The 20,577-nt window shown below is 70.6% G+C and carries 21 protein-coding genes and 4 tRNA genes; 6 read left to right on the top strand and 19 right to left on the bottom strand.

Annotated elements, in window-relative coordinates; translation table 11 throughout:
* Positions 1-217: 217 nt before the first annotated feature.
* The 7 genes from ACFVS6_RS17035 to ACFVS6_RS17005 form a co-directional block, all read right to left on the bottom strand.
* Positions 218-1,111 (bottom strand): hypothetical protein, encoded by an 894-nt coding sequence (locus tag ACFVS6_RS17035; RefSeq protein ID WP_389704564.1) that lies wholly within the window; start codon positions 1,109-1,111, stop codon positions 218-220.
* A 49-nt stretch (positions 1,112-1,160) separates the two neighbouring features.
* Positions 1,161-2,027: an LppX_LprAFG lipoprotein gene (locus tag ACFVS6_RS17030; RefSeq protein WP_389704562.1), complete on the bottom strand. Its 867-nt coding sequence runs from the start codon at positions 2,025-2,027 to the stop codon at positions 1,161-1,163.
* A 190-nt stretch (positions 2,028-2,217) separates the two neighbouring features.
* Positions 2,218-2,946: a 50S ribosomal protein L1 gene (rplA, locus tag ACFVS6_RS17025; protein WP_281204222.1), complete on the bottom strand. Its 729-nt coding sequence runs from the start codon at positions 2,944-2,946 to the stop codon at positions 2,218-2,220.
* 85 nt (positions 2,947-3,031) lie between these two features.
* Positions 3,032-3,466: a 50S ribosomal protein L11 gene (gene rplK / locus ACFVS6_RS17020; protein ID WP_351821568.1), complete on the bottom strand. Its 435-nt coding sequence runs from the start codon at positions 3,464-3,466 to the stop codon at positions 3,032-3,034.
* A 184-nt stretch (positions 3,467-3,650) separates the two neighbouring features.
* On the bottom strand, positions 3,651-4,610 hold the full coding sequence (gene nusG, locus ACFVS6_RS17015) for a transcription termination/antitermination protein NusG (protein ID WP_389704559.1): 960 nt from the start codon (positions 4,608-4,610) through the stop codon (positions 3,651-3,653).
* Between the two features lie 84 nt (positions 4,611-4,694).
* Positions 4,695-4,976, bottom strand: coding sequence for a preprotein translocase subunit SecE (gene secE, locus ACFVS6_RS17010; RefSeq protein ID WP_281204219.1), 282 nt, complete (start codon positions 4,974-4,976; stop codon positions 4,695-4,697).
* A 105-nt stretch (positions 4,977-5,081) separates the two neighbouring features.
* Positions 5,082-5,154: transfer RNA gene (locus tag ACFVS6_RS17005), tRNA-Trp, on the bottom strand.
* Positions 5,155-5,345: 191 nt separating this feature from the next.
* Between ACFVS6_RS17005 and ACFVS6_RS17000 the strand changes: the two genes are divergently transcribed.
* A complete protein-coding gene (locus tag ACFVS6_RS17000) occupies positions 5,346-6,572 on the top strand; it encodes a pyridoxal phosphate-dependent aminotransferase (RefSeq protein WP_389704557.1) in 1,227 nt (408 codons plus the stop codon).
* Between the two features lie 200 nt (positions 6,573-6,772).
* Entirely contained in the window at positions 6,773-7,792 is a 1,020-nt protein-coding gene (locus tag ACFVS6_RS16995; protein ID WP_389704556.1) for an adenosine deaminase, read from the top strand.
* On the opposite strand, the gene ACFVS6_RS16990 is transcribed toward ACFVS6_RS16995, so the two are convergent.
* The 10 genes from ACFVS6_RS16990 to ACFVS6_RS16945 form a co-directional block, all read right to left on the bottom strand.
* Positions 7,782-8,198, bottom strand: a complete 417-nt coding sequence (locus ACFVS6_RS16990; RefSeq protein ID WP_389704554.1) for a hypothetical protein — start codon at positions 8,196-8,198, stop codon at positions 7,782-7,784. The genes ACFVS6_RS16995 and ACFVS6_RS16990 overlap by 11 nt on opposite strands.
* 14 nt (positions 8,199-8,212) lie before the next feature.
* Positions 8,213-9,268: a UDP-N-acetylmuramate dehydrogenase gene (locus ACFVS6_RS16985; protein WP_389704552.1), complete on the bottom strand. Its 1,056-nt coding sequence runs from the start codon at positions 9,266-9,268 to the stop codon at positions 8,213-8,215.
* 45 nt (positions 9,269-9,313) lie between these two features.
* Positions 9,314-9,712 (bottom strand): DUF3291 domain-containing protein, encoded by a 399-nt coding sequence (locus ACFVS6_RS16980; RefSeq protein WP_389704551.1) that lies wholly within the window; start codon positions 9,710-9,712, stop codon positions 9,314-9,316.
* A 136-nt stretch (positions 9,713-9,848) separates the two neighbouring features.
* Positions 9,849-11,345: a DHA2 family efflux MFS transporter permease subunit gene (locus ACFVS6_RS16975; RefSeq protein WP_389704549.1), complete on the bottom strand. Its 1,497-nt coding sequence runs from the start codon at positions 11,343-11,345 to the stop codon at positions 9,849-9,851.
* A gap of 116 nt (positions 11,346-11,461) precedes the next feature.
* Complete coding sequence (locus tag ACFVS6_RS16970) at positions 11,462-12,064, bottom strand: TetR/AcrR family transcriptional regulator (protein WP_389704547.1); 603 nt, start codon at positions 12,062-12,064, stop codon at positions 11,462-11,464.
* 1,455 nt (positions 12,065-13,519) lie between these two features.
* Positions 13,520-13,948: a MaoC family dehydratase gene (locus ACFVS6_RS16965; protein WP_389704545.1), complete on the bottom strand. Its 429-nt coding sequence runs from the start codon at positions 13,946-13,948 to the stop codon at positions 13,520-13,522.
* A gap of 1 nt (position 13,949) precedes the next feature.
* Complete coding sequence (locus ACFVS6_RS16960; RefSeq protein WP_389704543.1) at positions 13,950-14,402, bottom strand: MaoC family dehydratase N-terminal domain-containing protein; 453 nt, start codon at positions 14,400-14,402, stop codon at positions 13,950-13,952.
* Between the two features lie 196 nt (positions 14,403-14,598).
* Positions 14,599-14,763 carry a 50S ribosomal protein L33 gene (gene rpmG, locus ACFVS6_RS16955; protein WP_007265873.1) on the bottom strand — a complete coding sequence of 55 codons (165 nt, stop codon included), beginning with the start codon at positions 14,761-14,763 and terminating at the stop codon, positions 14,599-14,601.
* A gap of 88 nt (positions 14,764-14,851) precedes the next feature.
* Positions 14,852-14,924, bottom strand: a tRNA-Met gene (locus ACFVS6_RS16950).
* Between the two features lie 47 nt (positions 14,925-14,971).
* Positions 14,972-15,044, bottom strand: a tRNA-Thr gene (locus tag ACFVS6_RS16945).
* A gap of 424 nt (positions 15,045-15,468) precedes the next feature.
* Between ACFVS6_RS16945 and ACFVS6_RS16940 the strand changes: the two genes are divergently transcribed.
* Both ACFVS6_RS16940 and ACFVS6_RS16935 read left to right on the top strand, forming a co-directional pair.
* Positions 15,469-16,758: an amidohydrolase family protein gene (locus tag ACFVS6_RS16940; RefSeq protein WP_389704542.1), complete on the top strand. Its 1,290-nt coding sequence runs from the start codon at positions 15,469-15,471 to the stop codon at positions 16,756-16,758.
* A 55-nt stretch (positions 16,759-16,813) separates the two neighbouring features.
* Entirely contained in the window at positions 16,814-17,470 is a 657-nt protein-coding gene (locus ACFVS6_RS16935) for an SDR family oxidoreductase (protein WP_389704541.1), read from the top strand.
* A gap of 36 nt (positions 17,471-17,506) precedes the next feature.
* Here the strand turns inward: ACFVS6_RS16935 and ACFVS6_RS16930 are convergent, their stop codons facing one another.
* Positions 17,507-17,947 (bottom strand): DUF3574 domain-containing protein, encoded by a 441-nt coding sequence (locus ACFVS6_RS16930; RefSeq protein ID WP_389704540.1) that lies wholly within the window; start codon positions 17,945-17,947, stop codon positions 17,507-17,509.
* Between the two features lie 105 nt (positions 17,948-18,052).
* Between ACFVS6_RS16930 and ACFVS6_RS16925 the strand changes: the two genes are divergently transcribed.
* Positions 18,053-18,559: a hypothetical protein gene (locus ACFVS6_RS16925; protein ID WP_389704539.1), complete on the top strand. Its 507-nt coding sequence runs from the start codon at positions 18,053-18,055 to the stop codon at positions 18,557-18,559.
* Positions 18,560-18,678: 119 nt separating this feature from the next.
* Here ACFVS6_RS16925 and ACFVS6_RS16920 read toward each other — a convergent pair.
* Positions 18,679-18,760: transfer RNA gene (locus tag ACFVS6_RS16920), tRNA-Tyr, on the bottom strand.
* A gap of 199 nt (positions 18,761-18,959) precedes the next feature.
* On the opposite strand from ACFVS6_RS16920, the gene ACFVS6_RS16915 reads away from it, so the two are divergent.
* Positions 18,960-19,448: a YajQ family cyclic di-GMP-binding protein gene (locus ACFVS6_RS16915; RefSeq protein WP_281204205.1), complete on the top strand. Its 489-nt coding sequence runs from the start codon at positions 18,960-18,962 to the stop codon at positions 19,446-19,448.
* The last annotated feature ends 1,129 nt before the right edge of the window (positions 19,449-20,577 follow it).

Raw genomic sequence — 20,577 nt, 5'->3', positions numbered from 1 at the left:
GCTCAGAAGGGGCTGAACAAAACGAAACGCCCCGGCGCATGCGCACGGGGCGTAAGCTCGACCGAATCGCTCCGGGAGCTTCTCCACGAACACCTGCGCAGGACGTCCGCACTCAGCGGATCCTTCGGTCGCCACACTCTTTCGAGCAGGGCAACGACCAGCGGTCTTTGGCTTCTGGTGAAGCGTACGTGAAGCGGTCCAGTCGAGGCAAATCGCCTCAGGAACGCTCGAGGCCGCCCAGTCCGGCCTCCCTCAGCGTCCGGTCCGCCTCCCCCAACGACTTGTCCGCGCCCTTCAGCATGTCCTCGTACGTCGTCACCTGGTCCGCGGGCGGCGCCACGACCGGTGCGACCGTGCCGTAGTCGGAGAACCTGGCGCTGACCTTCGTCGTCCCGCCCTCGGACTCGGTCCGCGTGCTCTCGACGCGGACCGGGTGGCCCTGCGCGTCGATCCACACGTCAAGTTCCTGGCTGGTGACGTCCTTCGTCGCCTCGTGGAGGTAGGTGCGGTTCGCCTCCTCCATCACCTTGCTCGACTCGTCGGCCTTGAGCAGGTCGGCATTGGTGAGGGAGGCCTTGTAGTGCCGCGTCCCGGCCCCGTCGGTCGGCTCCTCGCCCACGAACGTGAGCTTCTGCTGGCCCAGGAGGATCCCGAGGTATTCGGCCGGGTCGTCGTTGATGCGGCTGCGGCCCTTGCCCCCCTTGGCGAGGTCCAGCTTCATCCAGGTCTTGCCCGCGACGGGCTTTCCCGGTCGGGAGTAGACGACGTCACCGATCATCACCGTGGAGCCGACGCCCGAGCCGACCACCGTCATCTCGGTGGCGGCCGGGTACCAGCCCTTGGTCCCGACCATCCGCTGGGTCCTGCCTCCGTCGACGACGGTGACGTCCGCCTTCGCGAACTTGGCCGCCACCGTCTTCAAGTACGCGGCCTTCACCGCCTCGGCGGGGTTCGCGGCCGAGGCGGCCGGGGTGGCCGCGCCCTGCGACGCGCCCTTGTCGCCGCCCGCTCCGGTCTTCTGGCCGCCGCAGGCGGTCAGCCCGGCAACGAGCAGCGCGGCGGCGGCCGTTACCGTTCCGGCCCTGGTCAGGGTCCGGACAGCCTTGTTCATTCGTTCTCCCCCGTCATCGGAACCGGTACCGCAGTGCCGTCGAGGGCACTCAGGCGGTGCCGCCCGTGTCGCCCTTCATCATTTCCGCGAGGTCCATGACCTGGTCGGCCGGCGGCGCCGTGATCTCGACGGGCTTGTTCACGTCGTGGAACTTGACCGTGACGTCCATCGGGCCCTCGGTGCCCTGGCCGCGGGTGCGGAACTGCTTGGTCTGGTCGGACCCGTCGATCCAGATGTCCATCGTCAGTTCCTTGATGCCCTGGGCCTCCAGCATCTTCAGGTTCTTCTCCTGGCGGTCCTTGGCCTCGGGCGTGGTGGCCGCGTTCGGGTCCTTCAGCTGGTCCAGCCCGATCGTGCCCGTCAGGTGGGTGGTCTTCTGGCCGTCGATGGTCTCCTCGCCGACGGTCTTCAGGTCCTTGGACAGGCTCAGGTCGTTCGCCTTGTCGCCCGGGTTCTCGCCCTGCCGGCTGCCACCGAGGGCGTCCAGCTTCTTCGCCTGCTCCGGAGCCATCGTCTTCAGGTCGAACTTCATCCACTTGCCCTCGCTGCCCAGGTAGAGGGCGCCGTCGAGGAGGCGGATGCCGACGTCCTGCCCGGGCGTCTCGGGCGAGGCCATCGTCATGGACATCGCGACTTCGGGCTTGAGGCGCATGGCGGCCTCGCCGGAGATCGTGTTGCCCGCGGCGGTGCCGGACATGGTGTACCGCAGCGACGTGATCTCCGCGGACTTCTTCTTCGTCTTCTCCAGGAACGCGGCCGGCGCCATCGCGGGCGTCGTCGGGGCCGGCTTGGAGGCCGCCGGGGCGGCCGCGCCGTCCTTCTTCTCGCCCTTCCCGTCCTCGCACGCCGTGGCCCCGCCCACGAGCAGTACGGCGGTCAGCGCGGCGCCGATGGTCTTCTTGCGGTATGCAGACATGAAGGTCCCCACCCCTTGTGTGATCGTCATTTGGCTTCGACTTTACGTTCCCGTCACGTACGAACGCGCGGCCATTACGGGCTCCGGCCCCCTCCGTGACGCGAAACACGGAAAACGGGCCCCCCACCGCCCGCGAAGGGTGGTGGGGGGCCCGCTCAGCCGTGCAGTGAGCCGGTCAGGCTCGGTCCGATCAAACGGCAGCCGGGTCTTCCTCGACGAGGAGGTTCCGGGTGCGGTTCGAGTCCAGGGCGATGCCGGGACCCATCGTGGTGCTCAGGGCGGCCTTCTTGATGTAGCGGCCCTTCGCGGCGGACGGCTTCAGACGGATGATCTCGTCCAGGGCCGCCGCGTAGTTCTCGACCAGCTGCTCATCGGAGAAGGAGACCTTGCCGATGATGAAGTGCAGGTTCGAGTGCTTGTCGACGCGGAACTCGATCTTGCCACCCTTGATCTCGGTGACAGCCTTGGCGACGTCCATCGTGACGGTGCCGGTCTTCGGGTTCGGCATGAGGCCACGGGGACCGAGCACGCGGCCGAGGCGGCCGACCTTGCCCATGAGGTCCGGCGTGGCGACGACGGCGTCGAACTCGTTCAGGCGGTTGCCCTTGGCGATCTCGTTGATCAGCTCGTCGTCGCCGACAATGTCGGCGCCGGCGGCTTCCGCGGCCGCTGCACGGTCACCGGTCGCGAAGACCAGGACCCGGGCGGTCTTGCCGGTGCCGTGCGGGAGGTTCACGGTGCCACGGACCATCTGGTCGGCCTTGCGCGGGTCGACACCCAGGCGGAAGGCGACCTCGACGGTGCTGTCGAACTTGGTCGCGGAGGTCTCCTTGGCGAGACGGACGGCCTCGAGCGGGGCGTAGAACTTGTCCCGGTCGATCTTGGCGTCCGCAGCGCGGAGAGTCTTGCTGCGCTTCACTTCTGCTCCTGTGTAGTGACTTCAGGCGTGGAGTCGTGGTGCGGACCAGCGCTTGGTCCTACCACTGTCGTGCTGGGTGGCTGAATCAGCCTTCGACCGTGATGCCCATCGAACGCGCGGTGCCGGCGATGATCTTCTCGGCGGCGTCGATGTCGTTCGCGTTGAGGTCAGGCATCTTGATCGTGGCGATCTCGCGGACCTGGTCACGGGTGAGCTTCGCGACCTTGGTCTTGTGCGGCTCGCCGGAGCCCTTCTCCACGCCCGCGCTCTTCAGGATGAGACGCGCGGCCGGCGGAGTCTTGGTGATGAAGGTGAAGGAACGGTCGTCGTAGACCGTGATCTCCACCGGCACGACCATGCCACGCTGCGACTCGGTCGCGGCGTTGTAGGCCTTGCAGAACTCCATGATGTTGACGCCGTGCTGACCGAGCGCGGGGCCGACCGGCGGAGCCGGGTTGGCCGCACCGGCCTTGATCTGGAGCTTGATAAGCCCCGTGATCTTCTTCTTCTTGGGAGGCATTGCTCTCTCCGGGTCCTAGTGAGAGTTTTCAGCCGCCAACCGGTCATCCGGATGGAGGCATACCGCACCACGATAACGGGTACAGGTGCGGGGCTAAAAACCGAGCAGGTCAGACCCCCCTTCACGGGGCGATCTGACCTGCTTCGGAAGCGTCGTTCAGAAGGTCCGGATCAGCGGATCCGGGTCAGTTCTTCTGGATCTGGTCGAAGCTCAGCTCGACCGGGGTCTCGCGGCCGAAGATCTCGACGAGACCCTTGACCTTCTTCGAGTCCGGGTTGATCTCGTTGATCGTCGCCTGCAGCGTCGCGAACGGGCCGTCGGTGACGGTGACCGAGTCGCCGACCTCGAAGTCCAGGACCTCGATGGTGCGCTTCACGGCGGGAGCCGGCAGGCCCGCGGCCTCGGCGGCGGCCTTGTCGGCCTTCTCCTTCGCCTCCGGCGCGAGCATCTTGACGATCTCGTCCAGGGTCAGCGGGTACGGGTCGTAGGCGTTGCCCACGAAGCCGGTGACACCGGGGGTGTTGCGGACGACGCCCCAGGACTCGTTCGTCAGATCCATGCGGACGAGAACGTAACCGGGCAGCTTGTTCTGCCGGACGTTCTTGCGCTCGCCGTTCTTGATCTGGACGATCTCTTCCTCGGGCACTTCGGCCTGGTAGATGAACTCCTCGACGTTCAGCGAGACGGCACGCTGTTCGAGGTTCGCCTTCACGCGCTTCTCGTAGCCCGCGTAGGTGTGGATCACGTACCACTCACCGGGCAGCAGACGAAGCTCGTCGCGCAGGGCCTGGGTGGGGTCGACGGGCTCGGCGGGCTCGACCTCGGCGGCCTCCTCGGCCTCCTCGTCGTCGCTCTCGTCCGCGGCTTCGACGTCGCCCTCGGCGGTCTCGTCGTCGGATTCGTCAGCGTCGTCGGCCTCTTCGACCTCGGCGTCGTCCTCAGCCTCGACGTCGACAGCACCCTCGCCCTCGGCGGACTCGACGTGCAGCGCGGCCTCTTCGGCTGCGATGCCCGCGTCGGCGTCGGCGAGCTCGGCCTCGTCGGGGTCCACAGCGTCGGCAGCCTCGACGATGTCGAGCTGGTCCTCAACGGACTCGACGGACTCGACGGACTCGTCGCTCACGTTCAGGTTCGGGTCAGACACGGTGGCTGCTTCTTCCTGGATACAAAAGGTGGTGGAACATGCGAAAACGGGCGGCACCCATCAAGGCGCCGCCCTCCGCGGGGATCAGCCGAAGACGAACTTGATGGCTTCCTGGAACCCATAGTCAATCACGGTCACCAGACCGATCATGATGACGACGAAGACAATCACCACGGAGGTGTACGTCGTGAGTTGGTTACGGGTGGGCCAAACGACCTTGCGGAGTTCCGCGACGATCTGACGGTAGAAGAGCGCGAGCCGGCCGAGAGGGCCCTTCTTGCCGCGCTTACCGCCCTTGCGGGACTTCTTCTCGCGAGTGTCGTCCTCGGCGTCAGGCATGTCGATGGAGCCCAGGGCGTCCGTCACGTCTCTCACCTGAATCCGGGTCGTGGCCGTAGCCGCGCCCGGTTGCGCCGCACGGCGTTGCATCGAAGTACGTACCTGCGCACACATCCGAGAAGGAGTGTGGAGCAGGGCCGGAGGGACTCGAACCCCCAACCGCTGGTTTTGGAGACCAGTGCTCTACCAATTGAGCTACGACCCTTTGCGTTCCCCAACCTACCGCATCCGAGCGAGTGCACGGAGTGCTCACGTTCCGGGCGGTTGATGAGGACCAACGACAGGTGAGTGTACGTGGTCCGGGCCCTGACGTCGAACAGAAGGGATCCGAACCTGCTCCGTCCGGTACCTGAAACGGTGTGCGGGCCTTCTGGGCCGTCTGGGACGATTGGCCGCATGACCTCTGCAACGCCTTCCTCCGAGCGCCGGGTGTCCGCCCGTATCGGCGCCATTTCCGAGTCCGCCACCCTCGCCGTCGACGCCAAGGCCAAGGCCCTCAAGGCCGCCGGGCGCCCGGTGATCGGCTTCGGCGCGGGCGAGCCCGACTTCCCGACCCCCGACTACATCGTCGAGGCGGCGGTCGAGGCCTGCCGCAACCCGAAGTACCACCGCTACACGCCGGCCGGTGGTCTCCCCGAGCTGAAGGCCGCCATCGCCGCGAAGACGCTGCGCGACTCCGGCTACGAGGTGGACGCGTCCCAGGTACTGGTGACCAACGGCGGCAAGCAGGCGATCTACGAGGCGTTCGCGGCCATCCTCGACCCGGGCGACGAGGTCATCGTCCCGGCCCCGTACTGGACCACCTACCCGGAGTCGATCCGCCTCGCGGGCGGCGTGCCGGTCGAGGTCGTCGCCGACGAGACCACCGGATACCGGGTCTCCGTCGAGCAGCTGGAGGCCGCGCGCACCGAGCGCACGAAGGTCGTCCTCTTCGTCTCCCCGTCCAACCCGACGGGCGCCGTCTACACCGAGGCCGACGCCGAGGCCATCGGTCGCTGGGCCGCCGACAAGGGCCTGTGGGTCCTGACGGACGAGATCTACGAGCACCTGGTCTACGGCGACGCCAAGTTCGTCTCGCTCCCGGCGATCGTCCCCGAGCTCGCCGACAAGTGCATCATCGTCAACGGCGTCGCCAAGACGTACGCGATGACCGGCTGGCGGGTGGGATGGATCATCGGCCCGAAGGACGTCGTCAAGGCCGCGACGAACCTCCAGTCGCACGCCACCTCCAACGTCTCCAACGTGGCCCAGGTCGCGGCGCTCGCCGCCGTCTCCGGGAACCTGGACGCCGTCCACGAGATGCGCACCGCCTTCGACCGTCGCCGCCAGACCATCGTGCGGATGCTGAACGAGATCGACGGCGTGTTCTGCCCGACGCCCGAGGGCGCGTTCTACGCGTACCCGTCGGTCAAGGAGTTGCTGGGCAAGGAGATCCGCGGCAAGCGCCCGCAGACCTCCGCCGAGCTCGCCTCGCTGATCCTGGACGAGGCCGAGGTCGCGGTCGTCCCGGGCGAGGCCTTCGGCACCCCCGGCTACCTGCGCCTCTCGTACGCCCTGGGCGACCAGGACCTGGTCGAGGGCGTGTCCCGGCTGCAGAAGCTGCTCGGCGAGGCCAAGGCCTGATCGTCGGGACGTACCGAGCGGCGCCACCCCCGCGGGGTGGCGCCGCGCCGTCGTTTGCGCGCCCGGCCGTCGGCGGGTCCGCGGCGGCCCGGCCCCCGGCGGCCCCTCCCGGCCCCCCCCCGCTCATATTTACGTTCGGGCAAGGTCCCGTTCAGGGAAAGCGGCTGCCGATCGGGTGACAAGTACGGCAGGATCACCAGATGGAGCACGTACGCGATCTCACGCTTCTGCCGAAAGCCCACCTCCACCTGCACTTCACCGGGTCGATGCGCCCCTCGACGCTGCTGGAGCTGGCCGACAAGTACGGCGTCCGCCTGCCCGAGGCCCTGACCAGCGGCGAACCGCCCAAACTCCGGGCCACCGACGAACGCGGCTGGTTCCGCTTCCAGCGGCTCTACGACACCGCCCGGTCCTGCCTGCGCGAGCCCGACGACATCCGACGGCTGGTCCGCGAGGCCGCCGAGGAGGACGTCCAGGACGGCAGCGGCTGGCTGGAGATCCAGGTCGACCCCACCTCCTACGCCCCCCTGCTGGGCGGCATGATCCCGGCCGTCGAGATCATCCTCGACGCCGTCGACGCCGCCTCCCGGGAGACCGGCCTCGGCATGCGCGTGGTCATCGCCGCCAACCGCATGAAGCACCCCCTCGACGCCCGCACCCTCGCCCGCCTCGCCGTCCGCTACGCAGACCGCGGCATCGTCGGGTTCGGGCTCTCCAACGACGAACGCCGCGGCATGGCCCGGGACTTCGACCGGGCCTTCGCCATCGCCCGTGAGGGCGGCCTGCTCGCGGCCCCGCACGGCGGCGAGCTGAGCGGGCCCTCCTCCGTCCGGGACTGCCTCGACGACCTGCACGCCGCCCGCATCGGGCACGGCGTACGGGCCGCCGAGGACCCCCGGCTGCTCAAGCGGCTGGCCGACCGGCAGATCACCTGCGAGGTCTGCCCCGCGTCCAACGTCGCCCTCGGCGTGTACCAGCGGCCGGAGGACGTGCCGCTGCGCACCCTCTTCGAGGCCGGCGTGCCGATGGCGCTGGGCGCGGACGACCCGCTGCTGTTCGGTTCGCGGCTCGCGGCCCAGTACGAGATCGCCCGCCGCCACCACGGCTTCACGGACGCGGAGCTGGCCGAACTGGCCCGGCAGTCGGTGCGCGGTTCGGCCGCGCCGGACGACGTCCAGGCCAAGCTGCTGGACGGGATCGACCACTGGCTCAGCGGGTGAGCCGCAGGTCCCCCTCGTAGCAGTCGGCCCGCACCCGGTGGCCGCCGGGGAACCCGATCTCCAGGTGGGTGCGGCCCTGCTCGGGCAGCGCGAACTCGGCGACCGAGGCGATCGTCCGCCCGACGTGGGGCAGGAACGGGTGGTCACCGAGGTCCTCACCGACCTCGATGCGGCCCCACTCCCCCAGGTCGTAGGGCTCGTGCGGGGTCGCGGACTCGACGATGAGGCACTGGTCGGACCCGGTGGTGATCCGCGTGGAGTCGCCGACGCTGTCGATCAGCCACACGTCGAGCGGCGCCTCGGAGCGTTCGCCCTCACAGAGGTGCCAGGACGCGACGACCCGGCTGATCTCGCGGCCCACCAGACGCGTGGGGTCCGTGCCGGCCCCGTGCTGGGGGCAGTTCATGTCGGCGGTTCGCGTCAGATCCGGACGCCGACCGTCACGGGCTCGTTGACGAGCGTGACGCCGAAGGCCTCGTGGACGCCCGCGACGACCTCGCGGGCCAGCGCGAGGAGGTCCTCGGTGGTGGCCTCGCCGCGGTTGGTCAGGGCCAGGGTGTGCTTGGTGGAGATCCTGGCGGGGCCGGTGCCGTAGCCCTTGGTGAAGCCGGCCTTGTCGATCAGCCAGGCCGCGCTGGTCTTCGTACGCCCTTCGCCGGCCGGGTAGGCGGGCGGGGCGGTGTCGGGGCCGAGCCGGTCCTGGGCGCGGGTGAGGAAGGCCGCGTACGCCTCGTCGGTCAGGATCGGGTTGTGGAAGAAGGAGCCGGCCGACCAGGTGTCGTGGTCGGCGGGGTCCAGGACCATGCCCTTGCCCGCGCGCAGGCGCAGCACCGTCTCGCGGGCGGTGGCGGCCGGGACCCGGTCGCCGGCGCCGACGCCGAGGGCGCGGGCCGTTTCCGGGTACTTGATCGGGGCGGAGAGGCCGCCCGCGTCCTCCAGGGCGAAGCGCACGCGCAGGACGACGTAGCGGTCGGGCTGGTCCTTGAAGGTGCTGTTGCGGTAGCGGAAGTCGCACTCGGCGGCGGTCAGGGTGACCGTTTCGCCGCTGGTGCGGTCGTAGGCCACGACCTCCGTGATGGTGTCGCAGACCTCCTGGCCGTACGCACCGACGTTCTGGATCGGGGTCGCGCCGGCCGATCCGGGGATCCCGGCGAGGCACTCGATGCCCGCGAGGCCGGCGTCGACGGTGCGGGCGACGGCGTCGCTCCAGTTCTCGCCCGCGGCGAGCTCCAGGCTCGTGCCGTCGAGGACGAACCCGGTCGTCGCGATGCGCAGGGCGGTGCCGTCGAAGCCCTGGTCACCGATGACCAGGTTGCTGCCGCCGCCGATGACCAGCAGCGGAGTGCCACTGGCGTCCGCGGTGCGGACGGCGGCGACGACCTCGGCGTCGGTGGTCGCGGTGACCAGCCGGGCCGCGGGGCCGCCGAGGCGGAAGGTGGTCAGCGGGGCGAGGGGGGCGTCGTGGAGTTCCTGCACGAGCACAAGAGTACGGTCCGTCCCCCTCGCATCCCGGCGGGGCACTCAGTGGGCCGACTTCCGCTCGGCCAGACGGCGCTCGGCCTCGTCCCAACCGATGGGGAGTTCCGAGGCCCGCACGCTCCAGAAGGTGAACTCCGCCTCCTTCGTGAAGGCGGCCGCGGCGCGGGAGCTGGAGCGGTGCGGCTCGCTGCCCGCGAAGCGGTGGAGGGCCTCCTGGTCCTCCCAGGCGGACAGGGTGAGGAAGGTCCGGCGCAGGACCCGCGCCCGGAGGGCGACGCCGTGCGCGCCGGGTGCCTTGCGGATCTGCGCGATGATCCCGGGCGCCTTGAGGAAGAACCTGAAGGCGCCGAGGAGGGTGATGGTCTCGAAGCGGGAGGCCATGACGTGGACCTCGGCGTCGGGGGCGGGGCGGACCGGCGTGGACCAGGGGATGTCGGGCATGACGGGTGCTCCTTCGCGATGCGTCGTCGTACGGAACTTCGCGTGCGGGCGGTGCTGCGCTCCTCCCGGCCGCGCCCGGCGTCGGGCCCGGCCGGCGAGCGGTGCCGGTGGGGTGGGAGCCCGGTGTGCCGGGAGCTCAGCCGGCGACGGGCACCTTCCGGACCTCTGCGGCCGGCTCGGCACCGGTGCGGGACGGGCCGCCCCTGCGCGGGACGAGCAGCGCGAACCCGGCGGCGACGGCGACGGCGACGGCCCCGATCCACAGCGCGGGGACGGTCCCGTCGGTGAAGGCCTGCGGGGTCTCGTAGCCGCCCTGGGCGGAGAAGACGGAGGCGAGGACGGCCACACCGAGGGCGCCGCCGACCTCGCGGAGGGCGTTGTTGGTCCCGGAGGCCTTGCCCTGGTCGGCGGGGCGCACCGTGGACATGAGCACGTTGGCGGCCGGGGCGAAGTAGAGGGCCATGCCGATCCCGCTGAGGATCAGCGCCGGGAGCTGCGCGGCGTAGGAGACGTCCGCGCTCAGGATCACCGCGAACCAGCCGAGCCCGACGGCCTGGAACACCAGCCCGGCGGCGACGACGGGCCGGCCGCCGATCCGGTCGGAGAGGATCCCGGCGAGCGGGGCGACGATCATCGGCATACCGGTCCAGGGGAGCATGCGCAGTCCGGCTTCGGTGGGCGAGTAGCCGACGACCCCTTGGAGGAACTGGCTGAGCAGGAAGATCGAGCCGAACATGCCGAGGAACATGAGCAGGCCGGCGAAGTTGATCCCGAGGAACCCGCGGTCCCGGAAGAGCCGCATGGGAAGCACGGGGTTGGCGGCGCGCAGGCCGTGGCGGACGAAGGCGGCGATGAGCGCGGCGCCCGCGACGAGAGCGGTGAGGACGGGGCCGCTGGTCCAGCCGTGGGCGTTGGCGTTGACCAGTCCGTAGACGATCCCGAAGAGGCCGGCGCTGATCAGCAGGGTGCCGGGTACGTCGAGCCGGGCGTCCGGTGCGGTGGACTCGGCGAGGCGCAGGCGGGCGAGGGGGATCAGGGCGAGGCCGATCGGGACGTTCAGCCAGAAGATCCACTGCCAGGAGATGTGCTCGGTGAGGGTGCCGCCGATGAGGGGGCCACTGGCCACGGCGAGACCGGTCACGGCCCCGTAGATCCCGAGGGCCATGCCCCTGCGGGCGGCCGGGACGGCGACGGTGAGCAGCGTGAGGGTGAGCGGCATCATGATCGCCGCTCCGACGCCCTGGACGGCGCGGGCCGCGATGAGCGCGTCGATGCCGGGCGAGAGCGCGGCCGCGGCGGAGGAGGCCGTGAATATCCCGAGCCCGATCATGAAGAGCCGCCGCCGCCCGAACCGGTCCCCGAGGGCGGAGCCGAACATGAGCAGGACGGCGAAGGTCAGCGTGTAGGCGTTCACCGTCCACTCCAGGTCCTCCAGCTTCCCGCCGAGGTCGGAGCGGATCGCGGGGAGGGCGGTGGTGACGACGAGGTTGTCGAGGGCCGCCATGAAGCTGGCGGCGCCGGTGAGAACGAGCGCCCAAACGGCGGCCGCTCCGAGGGCGGGTGGCTTGGGGCCGGGTGACCGGGTGTCGGGTGACCGGGTGTCGGGCGACTGGCTGTCGGGTTGTGCGCTCACGGTTTTTCCCCCTGGTTAGCGGTGATATGTAGGTAGTGACTGATTACTAACTTTTGCGGGCAGACCGCACCGGTTGGCGGAGCGGGTGGGGCGAGTGGGGCTCGGAAGGGTGGGGCTCAGGCCTGCGGGGGCTCGTGGGTGTCGGCCGGGTCGGTGGGACCGGAGGGGCCGGAGGGACCGGAGAGCCGGCACCCCTCCCATACGCGGTGCCCGGGCGGGAACCCGAGGGCCGCGAGGGTGTTGATCAGCATTCCGTAGGCCATGAAGGAACCCGCCTGCTCGCTGTCCCCACCGAGGGGCAGGCGGACGGTGTCCCAGAGGTCCATCCATCCGGCCCGAACCAACTCGCCGAACTCCCGCTCCCCGGCGGCTTCGGCGGCCGCCACGGTCACGTACACCTGGAGTTGCATCTGCAGCTTGTCGGGCTGCTCGGCGATCAGCGCCAGGTAGGCCGCGCCCATGGCTTCCAGGGCCTCCGCACCGGTGAGCCCCTTGGCGGCCTCCTCGAAGACCAGCCTGATCTCCTCCATGCACCGGGTGGTGGCGGCGAGGAACATGGCCTGCTTGTTGGGGAAGAGCCGGAACAAGTACGGCTGCGAGACACCGACGCGCTTGGCGATCGCCTCGGTGGACGTCCCGTAGTAGCCGCCACGCGCGAACTCACACATGGCCGCCCGCACGACGCTCTCGCGTCGCTCTTCCGCACTCATCCTTGCCATGGTTCTAAGTTAGTGCTCAATCACTAACTGGGTCAAGGGGGGTGGGGTCGGGGGTGGGGCGGGGCGGGGGCTGCGGGTGGGGCGGGGTTGTTCTGTTGGTGGGGTCGGGGGCCGGCGGGGTGTCCTTGGTCCGTGTCAGGGCTGGTTTGGTGGTTTCCCGCCGGTCTCATCGTCTCCCCGTGGCGGGCCGGTCCCTCAAGGGCGCTCACTTCGTTCGCGTCGCTTCGCGATGGCCTTCGGCCACCCTTGACCGACCGACCCGCCACGGAAAGCCGAAGACCGACGGGAACCCCCCAAAAGAACGGTCACAGGGAACAAGGGGAGGGACGGGTCCCTCAGTGACGAGACGAGGGACCAGGGGTCGGCCCACCGGGCATACGGGCACGCCGGAGGGCCTGCGGCCGAGCCACGAGCGCGGCCACGGGCCCCTACCCGCCCGTCAGGACGAGGGAATCGACCTCAGGGCACGTCAGACGGCTCACACGCACCGGGTTCGTGGGTTCTTCGCCCGGTTCGGCGGCCGACGGCCGCCCGTGGCCGGACATAAGCCCGCAAGAGCTCGGTTCGCGGCCGGGGTCGTCTCGGCGTCCGACGACCGGACGTGGTCAGGAACAGATTCAAAGCCCCAAGAGCCTCTGCATGCGGGCGGGTGGGCGTGCACGCCCACCCGCAGGCCCGCACAACCGCAGGTCCCTCAGACGCACGCGGACACTCGGGCTCCCCAGGCCCGTGGCTAACCGCGAGCCAGTGCGTGCGCAAGCCTGGGGATACGCGGGTACGCCGGCGCGCGGGTGCGTGGAAATGTGGACCCATGGACGCGCGGGGTCGGCGGCGGGGGCCCGGCGGATCTCCTTGCGTCCGTGAGGGCCCCTCGGGCCGTGGGGGGCTTGTCTCAGGCCACACACGGACCGCAGTCGCAGGCCTTGGTCCGCCACGGACGGTATGGGCGGCTTATGCCCGGCCACGGACGGCCGTCGGCCGCCGAACCGAGCGAAGGACGTGACGATCCGGCGTGTCTTCGCCCCTACCTGCGCCTCAGGCCGACTTCTTCGCCCTGACGGGCAGGTAGAGCCCGTGGCCGCGCCCCTGGCCCGGCCGCAGGCCATCCGACCTCCCGCATGCCCTGTCGGGCAGCGCCCGGCCCCTCGCCTCGTCACTGAGAGACCCGTCCCTGCTCATCTCTGACCCGTGACCGTTCTTTTGGGGGGTTCCCGTCGGTCTTCGGCTTTCCGTGGCGGGTCGGTCGGTCAAGGGTGGCCGAAGGCCATCGCGAAGCGACGCGAACGAAGTGAGCGCCCTTGAGGGACCGGCTCGCCACGGGGAGACGATGAGACCGGCGGGAAACCACCAAACCAGCTCCGATCCGGATCAAGGACATCCCGCCCACCCCTCGACCCCGCCCACGCATATCCCGACCCGGACCAAGGACACCCCGCCGGCCCCACCCCACCGGGCTCAGGCCAGTTGGACCACCGCGCGGGACATGCCGAGGACCTTCTGGCCCGCGCTCATCGCCGTCAGGTCGACCCGTACGCGGTTGTCGTCCAGCTTTACGGCCACCTTCGCGGTGACCTCGATCAGTGCGCCCTCGTCGTCGTTCGGGACGACGACCGGCTTGGTGAAGCGGACTCCGTACTCGATGACCGCGCCCGGGTCGCCCGTCCAGTCGGTCACCACACGGATCGCCTCGGCCATGGTGAACATGCCGTGGGCGATCACGTCCGGGAGTCCGACCTCCTTGGCGAACTTCTCGTTCCAGTGGATCGGGTTGAAGTCTCCGGAGGCCCCGGCGTAGCGGACGAGCGTCGCGCGCGAGACGGGGAAGGACGCCGCCGGCAGTTCGGTGCCGACCTCAACGTCGGCGTACTGGATCTGGGCAGTCATCTCAGGCCTCCTCGGGGGCGCGGGACACGAGCTTGGTCCACGCCGTCACCACGTGCTCGCCGGAGGCGTCGTGGACCTCGCCGCGGATGTCGATGATGTCGTTGCCGGCCATCGACTTCACGGCCTCGATCGTCGAGGTCACGGAGAGCCGGTCGCCCGCGCGCACGGGACGGACGTAGGAGAACTTCTGGTCGCCGTGCACGACGCGGCTGTAGTCGAGACCCAGCTGGGGGTCCTCGACGACCTGTCCCGCCGCCGCGAATGTGATGGCAAACACAAAGGTCGGGGGTGCGATCACGTCGGAGTGACCGAACGCCTTGGCCGCTTCCGGGTCGGTGTAGACGGGATTCTCGTCACCCACCGCGATCGCGAATTCGCGGATCTTCTCCCGGCCGACCTCGTACGGATCGGTGGGCGGGTAGGTCCGCCCGACGAAGGTCTGGTCGAGGGCCATGGCTCACTACCTCCTGTGAAGGGACACGAAAGTCACGAAGGAACGGACAAAAGAGGGACGGGTGCCGCGGACGGGCTGCGGCACGCGTCGGCAGGCCCCCGCACCGGATCGTGATCAGTGCGGAAACGACACAAGGCCGCCCCCCAATGACGGGGACGACCTCATGACGGTGCCTATATTCGAGACTTCGCCAGGATCAGCGGGTCTCGCGGTGCGCGGTGTGCGAGTTGCAACGCGGGCAGTGCTTCTTCATCTCCATGCGATCCGGGTTGTTACGCCGGTTCTTCTTGGTGATGTAGTTCCGCTCCTTGCACTCCACGCAGGCCAGCGTGATCTTCGGGCGGACGTCGGTGGCAGCCACGTGAGTGCTCCTTGACGGACTATGGGACGGATGAACGCATAAAAGAGTAGCCGATCGGGAGACCGACCCCGCAATCGGCTACTAGTTGTAGCGGCGACCGGACTTGAACCGGTGACACAGCGATTATGAGCCGCTTGCTCTACCGACTGAGCTACGCCGCTTTGATGAGATCCGCCCCCACCCGAGGGTGGGGAACCTCTCTCACCAGAGCCCCAATGCGGAATCGAACCGCAGACCTTCTCCTTACCATGGAGACGCTCTACCGACTGAGCTATTGGGGCGAGCGATGAAGACATTACACGGTTGCCCGCCGATCGCCCAAATCCTTTGCGGCGACTGGGCTCGGGGCGAGGTCGGTCGGGATTTTCGATCACCGCGCGGGCGGACATCCGATGATTTTCGGGGCGATTGTGCGGGAGGTCACATCACGGCGCCCGGCACTCGCCGCCACGGACGCATCACGCTCCCCCCGCGCCGACCGCGCTCCCCCGGCGACCACGCCCTCACCTGCTCCGCCCCGGCGCCCCGGCCCGCGCCGGGGTGGTCGGGGGCGCCGGGGCGTGCGGGGGCACCACACCGGTACGACTATTGCGCTCTTCCGCGAAGCGGGCAGTCGGGCGCCCTAGGCTCTGACCACGCTGCGTGATCTTGGGCCGCGGGCTGTGGCCACGGCGCAGGAACCGCCCGAGCCCCCGCAGGAGCGCGATGTCCGACAGCCAGCCGCAGCAGCCCTCCCACTCCTCGCGGAACCCGGCGGAAGGCCCCTCCCGCGCTCCCGCCGGCGGGAGCGCCCCCGAGGCCGGCGGTCTGCTCCTCGCCGGGGCGCGGCTCACCGACGGTCGCACCGTCGACGTCCGGCTCGGCGGCGGCCGCATCCAGGCGGTCGGGACCGCGGGCAGTCTGACCGCCCCGACCCTGTCCCGGGTCGACCTGCGCGGCTATCTGCTGCTCCCCGCCCCCGCCGAGCCGCACGCGCACGGGGACACCGCCCTGACCGCCGACGGGGAGGGGCCCGTCTCGTACGCCCCGGACGAGGTGCAGCGCCGGGCCACCGAGGCGGCCCTGCTCCAGCTCGGTCACGGTGCGACCGCCGTCCGCTCCCACGTGCGGATCGGCGACGTGCACGGGCTCGGCCCCATGGAGGCCGTCCTCCAGGCGCGGCGGTCCTTGCGGGGGCTGGCCGATCTGACGGCCGTGGCCGTGCCGCGGCTGCTGACGGGTGCCGCCGGGGCGGACGGGTTGGCCATGCTGCGGGACGCCGTCAAGATGGGCGCCGCCGTGATCGGGGGTTGCCCGGATCTGGATCCCGATCCGACGGGCTTCGTCGAAGCGGTCCTGGAACTGGCCGCCGAGCACGGCTGCCCCGTGGACCTGCACACGGACGGTGACGACCCGGGGCGCCTCGCCCGGCTGGCGGCGATGGCGGGCGGGCTGCGCCCCGGGGTGAGCATCGGCCCCTGCGGGGGTCTGTCGCGGCTCCCGCTGGACGCGGCCTCGCGCGCGGCCGACCAGCTCGCGGCGGCGGGGGTGCGGGTGACCTGCCTGCCCCAGGGCGACTGTGCGGCCCTGGAGCGGCGCGGCCTGCGGACCGCCCCCGTACGTCTGCTGCGGGCGGCCGGGGTGCGCGTGACGGCCGGGAGCGGGGCGCTGCGGGACGCCGGGAACCCGGTCGGGCGCGGGGATCCGCTCGAAGCGGCGTACCTGCTGGCCTCCCAGGGCGGGCTGCGTGCGGCGGAGGCGTACGAGACCGTCAGCAGCGCCGCCCGGGAGGCGATGGGGCTGCCCGAGGTGCGGGTGGAGGCCGGGTTCCCGGCGGAGCTGCTCGCCGTGCGCGGGGACCGGATCGCCGGGGTGCTGTCGTTGGCGTACAGCCGGATCGTGATCCACCGGGGGCGTGTCGTAGCCCGTACGAGTGCCGTACGGGAGTACTGCGACTCGGCGGTCGCGGTGGCCCTGGACCTGCCCAGGCAGGGTCGTACGGAGTCGGGTCCCTGAGGCGTCGGACGGGCGTTCGCGGGCGCCCGCGCCCGGCTCGACGTACGGTCGGGGCATGCGCATCGTCATCGCGGGTGGACACGGTCGGATCGCGCTGCGGCTGGAGCGCCTGCTCGCCGCGCGCGGGTACGAGGTCGCGGGCATCATCCGCGATCCGGCGCAGGGCGACGACCTCAGGCGGGCCGGTGCCGAACCGGTGCTGTGCGATCTGGAGTCGGCGTCCGTCGAGCACGTCGCGGGCATCCTGCAGGGCGCGGACGTCGCGGTGTTCGCCGCCGGCGCCGGTCCTGGCAGTGGGGCGGAGCGCAAGGAGACCGTGGACCGGGGCGCGGCGACGCTGTTCGCCGACGCGGCCGAACGGGCGCGCGTGCGGCGCTTCCTGATGGTCTCTTCGATGGGTGCGGACCCTCGGCACGGGGGTGACGAGGTCTTCGACGTCTACCTGCGGGCGAAGGGCGAGGCAGACGAGTACGTGCGTACCCGGCTGGGCCTGGAGTGGACGGTCCTGCGGCCGGGCTCGCTGACCGACGAGGCGGGGACGGGCGAGGTCCACCTGGAGGCGGACACGGGTCGTGGTTCCGTCCCGCGCGACGACGTGGCGGCGGTGCTCGCCGAGCTGGTGGAGACGCCGGCGACGGCGGGCCTGACCCTGGAGTTGGTCGCGGGTTCCACCCCGGTGTCGGTGGCCGTCAAGAACATGGCGGGCACCTGAGCGGGGGCGGGCGCCCGGCCCGCCACTGAGCCGGCGTCAGAAGTCGGCGTCCAGCTTGTCGTCGGAGCGGCCGACGGAGTCCTGCTGGAACTGCTTCTCGTAGGCCTGTCGGATCCGTTCGACGCGGACGGTGCGCTCCTCGGCCTCCTTCTCGGGGTAGAGCAGGATGACTTCGTAGGAGGTCTCGCGGACGGTCGTGCCGTCCGGGTCGCGCCACTGGCCGCGGCCGTCCTGGAGGGTGAGTCCCTCGGGGAAGGCCGGGGTGATGTCGTGGTCGACGAATCGGAGGAACTCCGCCTCGCCCACGGGCTCCCGGCCGTCGGGGCGCTGCGTGCCGAAGTACAGCCGGGTCTCCCGGTACGGCTCTCCGACCGGGGTGTGCAGTGCGGCTCCGACCAGGGCGGGGATGCCGGCGCCGAGCAGGGCGAGCAGGACGCCGCCCCCGACCTTTCCGCGTGTGTCCGTTGTCCATGTCACGGCCGGTGAACGACCGGCCGCCCCCATCGGTGCGCCGGAGGCGCCCGATAGGGTCACCCGGATGTCGACCGCAGGGGGTGGTCGCGTGAGGTACCGGGGTTGGGCATGGGCGACGGCGACTGGAACGTCGGTGCGGCCGAGGGCGGTCGGTTGGCGGCCCGGTGGTGGAAGTGGGCGCTGTCCGCTCCGGACGACCGGAGTCCGGTGAGCGATACGACGGGGGCGTACGCCGACTGGCGGCAGCCGGAGGACCTCTGGTTCCTGGCGGGGACGTACGGGGGCAGGGTGGTGCGGCGCTGCACCGTTCCGGCGGACCGTCGGCTGTTCTTCCCGGTCCTGAACACGCAGCGTCCGGTGATTCCGCTGGTCACCAAGCCGTGGCGGATGGAGGTGACCCGGGCGTCGGCGGCGGTGAACAGCTTCCCGCTGGAGGTGCGCGAGTTCACGTCGGGGACGTTCCGGTTCATGGGGATACCGCGGGTCACGTGGGGTCTGTGGTGCGCGCTCGAACCGCTTCCGGCGGGTCAGTTCGTGCTGGAGATCGAGGCCTCGGAGACGAGCGGTTTCTGGGTGGACACGACCTACCACTTGACGGTGGCCGGGACTGCCTGAGTGCACCGCGGACGCCGGGGGGGCGTCCCGCGGGCGCTCGCCCGCGCCTCCGGTGCGGGACGTACGAAAGAACCCCCGTTCATCTGCGTTTCCGCAGATGAACGGGGGTTCTACTCGCGTGGCGGCGCCAGGGTTCGAACCTGGGTAGGCTGAGCCGGCAGATTTACAGTCTGCTCCCTTTGGCCACTCGGGCACACCGCCATGATCATTGCCGTCTTTCCGCCTTGCGGCGGCGCTCCGTGGCAACGACGTAAACAATACCCGATCTGCGGGGGTGGTCCGCCACCGGATTGATCAGCCCCCCACGTGGGCGCGGTGGCTAGGCTTTGCGGAGCGGGCCGGGGATGTCCGGCCGCGCCCTTCGGGGCACATCACAGCCGACTTCAAGGAGCCACAGCACATGGCCGACTCCAGTTTCGACATCGTCTCGAAGGTCGAGCGGCAGGAGGTCGACAACGCCCTCAACCAGTCCGCGAAGGAGCTCTCGCAGCGCTACGACTTCAAGGGCACGGGCGCGTCGATCGCCTGGTCCGGCGAGAAGATCCTGATGGAGGCGAACTCCGAGGAGCGCGTCAAGGCCGTCCTCGACGTGTTCGAGACCAAGCTGGTCAAGCGCGGGATCTCGCTGAAGGCGTTGGACGCCGGCGAGCCGCAGCTGTCCGGCAAGGAATACAAGATCTTCGCGACGATCGAGGAAGGCATCTCCCAGGAGAACGCCAAGAAGGTCGCGAAGATCATCCGTGACGAGGGCCCCAAGGGCGTCAAGGCCCAGGTCCAGGGCGAGGAGCTGCGCGTCAGCTCCAAGAGCCGTGACGACCTCCAGGCCATCCAGGCGCTGCTCAAGGGCAAGGACCTGGACTTCGCGATCCAGTTCGTGAACTACCGCTGATCGGCGGGTCCGGTGGTTCCGGGCCCGTTCGCGCAGCACTGAACGAACCCCGAGGGCACGACGGGGGTGTTTCGCCGGGGAGGTTGCGGCGGGCGCCCGTGTCGTGCCCTTCGCCGTCGGCGCTCGGGGGGGGGTGTGCGGGACGTGAGCGGCGCGTGCGCCGGTCGCGCCCTTCCGCGCTGTGCGTGGGTGGCCGTCGCTTCGGGGTGCCGGGGATCGTCACCGGGTGGCTCCGGGGGGCTCGCTCCAGGTGAGCGGGCCTGTGGACGGGCTCACCGTGCTCGTCCGCGAGGCGGTGCGGGCGTACGGACTGCCGCCCGGGCCCGGGGTGCCGGGCCGCTGCCGCTGGGCATGGGGGTGTTGCGGCTCGGGCGGTGGTGCCGGGCGGTCTCGATCGCCGTGGTGTGCGGGATGCCGGGCGGGATCGGGCTCGTGTTGATCGCCGGGCAGCTCTACGCCCCTGGGCGGGGGAACGGCGACGGGGCACACCCCGGCCGGGTTGGGCGGGTTGTCGGCGCTCGCGGCGCGCGCCGGCCGATCGGTGGGAAACGCCGGCTTGCCCGAGGCTGCCCAGGCTCCTCGACGCGGTGGACGCGTTGGACGCGTTGGACGCGTTGGCGAACGGGGAGTGCGTGTGGCTCGACCCGAGCGGCTGCGGCACATGGACCACGTCGGGCTGACCGCCCTGGAGGGGTGGGAGCGCGGGCGGGCGCCGTTCCCCGGACGGGAAGGCGGCGTCCAGGTCGGTCCACCTGCCGACCCCGGGTCTCCCCCGGGCGCCGTGCTCCTATGCGATCGCGAATGGTTCCGCGTGGGCTCTCGATGCAGTTTTCAAAGGGCGGGCCGTCGCCGCGGTCGGGTCGTTCGGCTGTGCGGTGCCGCCCCGTGGGCCGCCCGGGCGTGAGCGGTGGCGGGACGTGGGCGCGGGGTCGCGGGCACGAGTCGTCGGCGCGGAGCGCGAGCGGTGGCGGTGGCGGGTCGCGGGCACGGGTCGTCGGCGCGGAGCGCGAGCGGTGGCGGGTCGCGGGCACGGGTCGTCGGCGCGGGACGTAAGCGGTGGCGGGTCGCGGGCACGGGTCGTCGGCGCGGGACGTAAGCGGTGGCGGGGCCGCAGGCACGGGTCGTGGGG

The organism is Streptomyces sp. NPDC057939, from assembly GCF_042887545.1.
In the GTDB taxonomy this organism is placed as follows: Bacteria; Actinomycetota; Actinomycetes; order Streptomycetales; family Streptomycetaceae; genus Streptomyces.
This window is presented reverse-complemented; position numbering and strand designations above follow the sequence as displayed.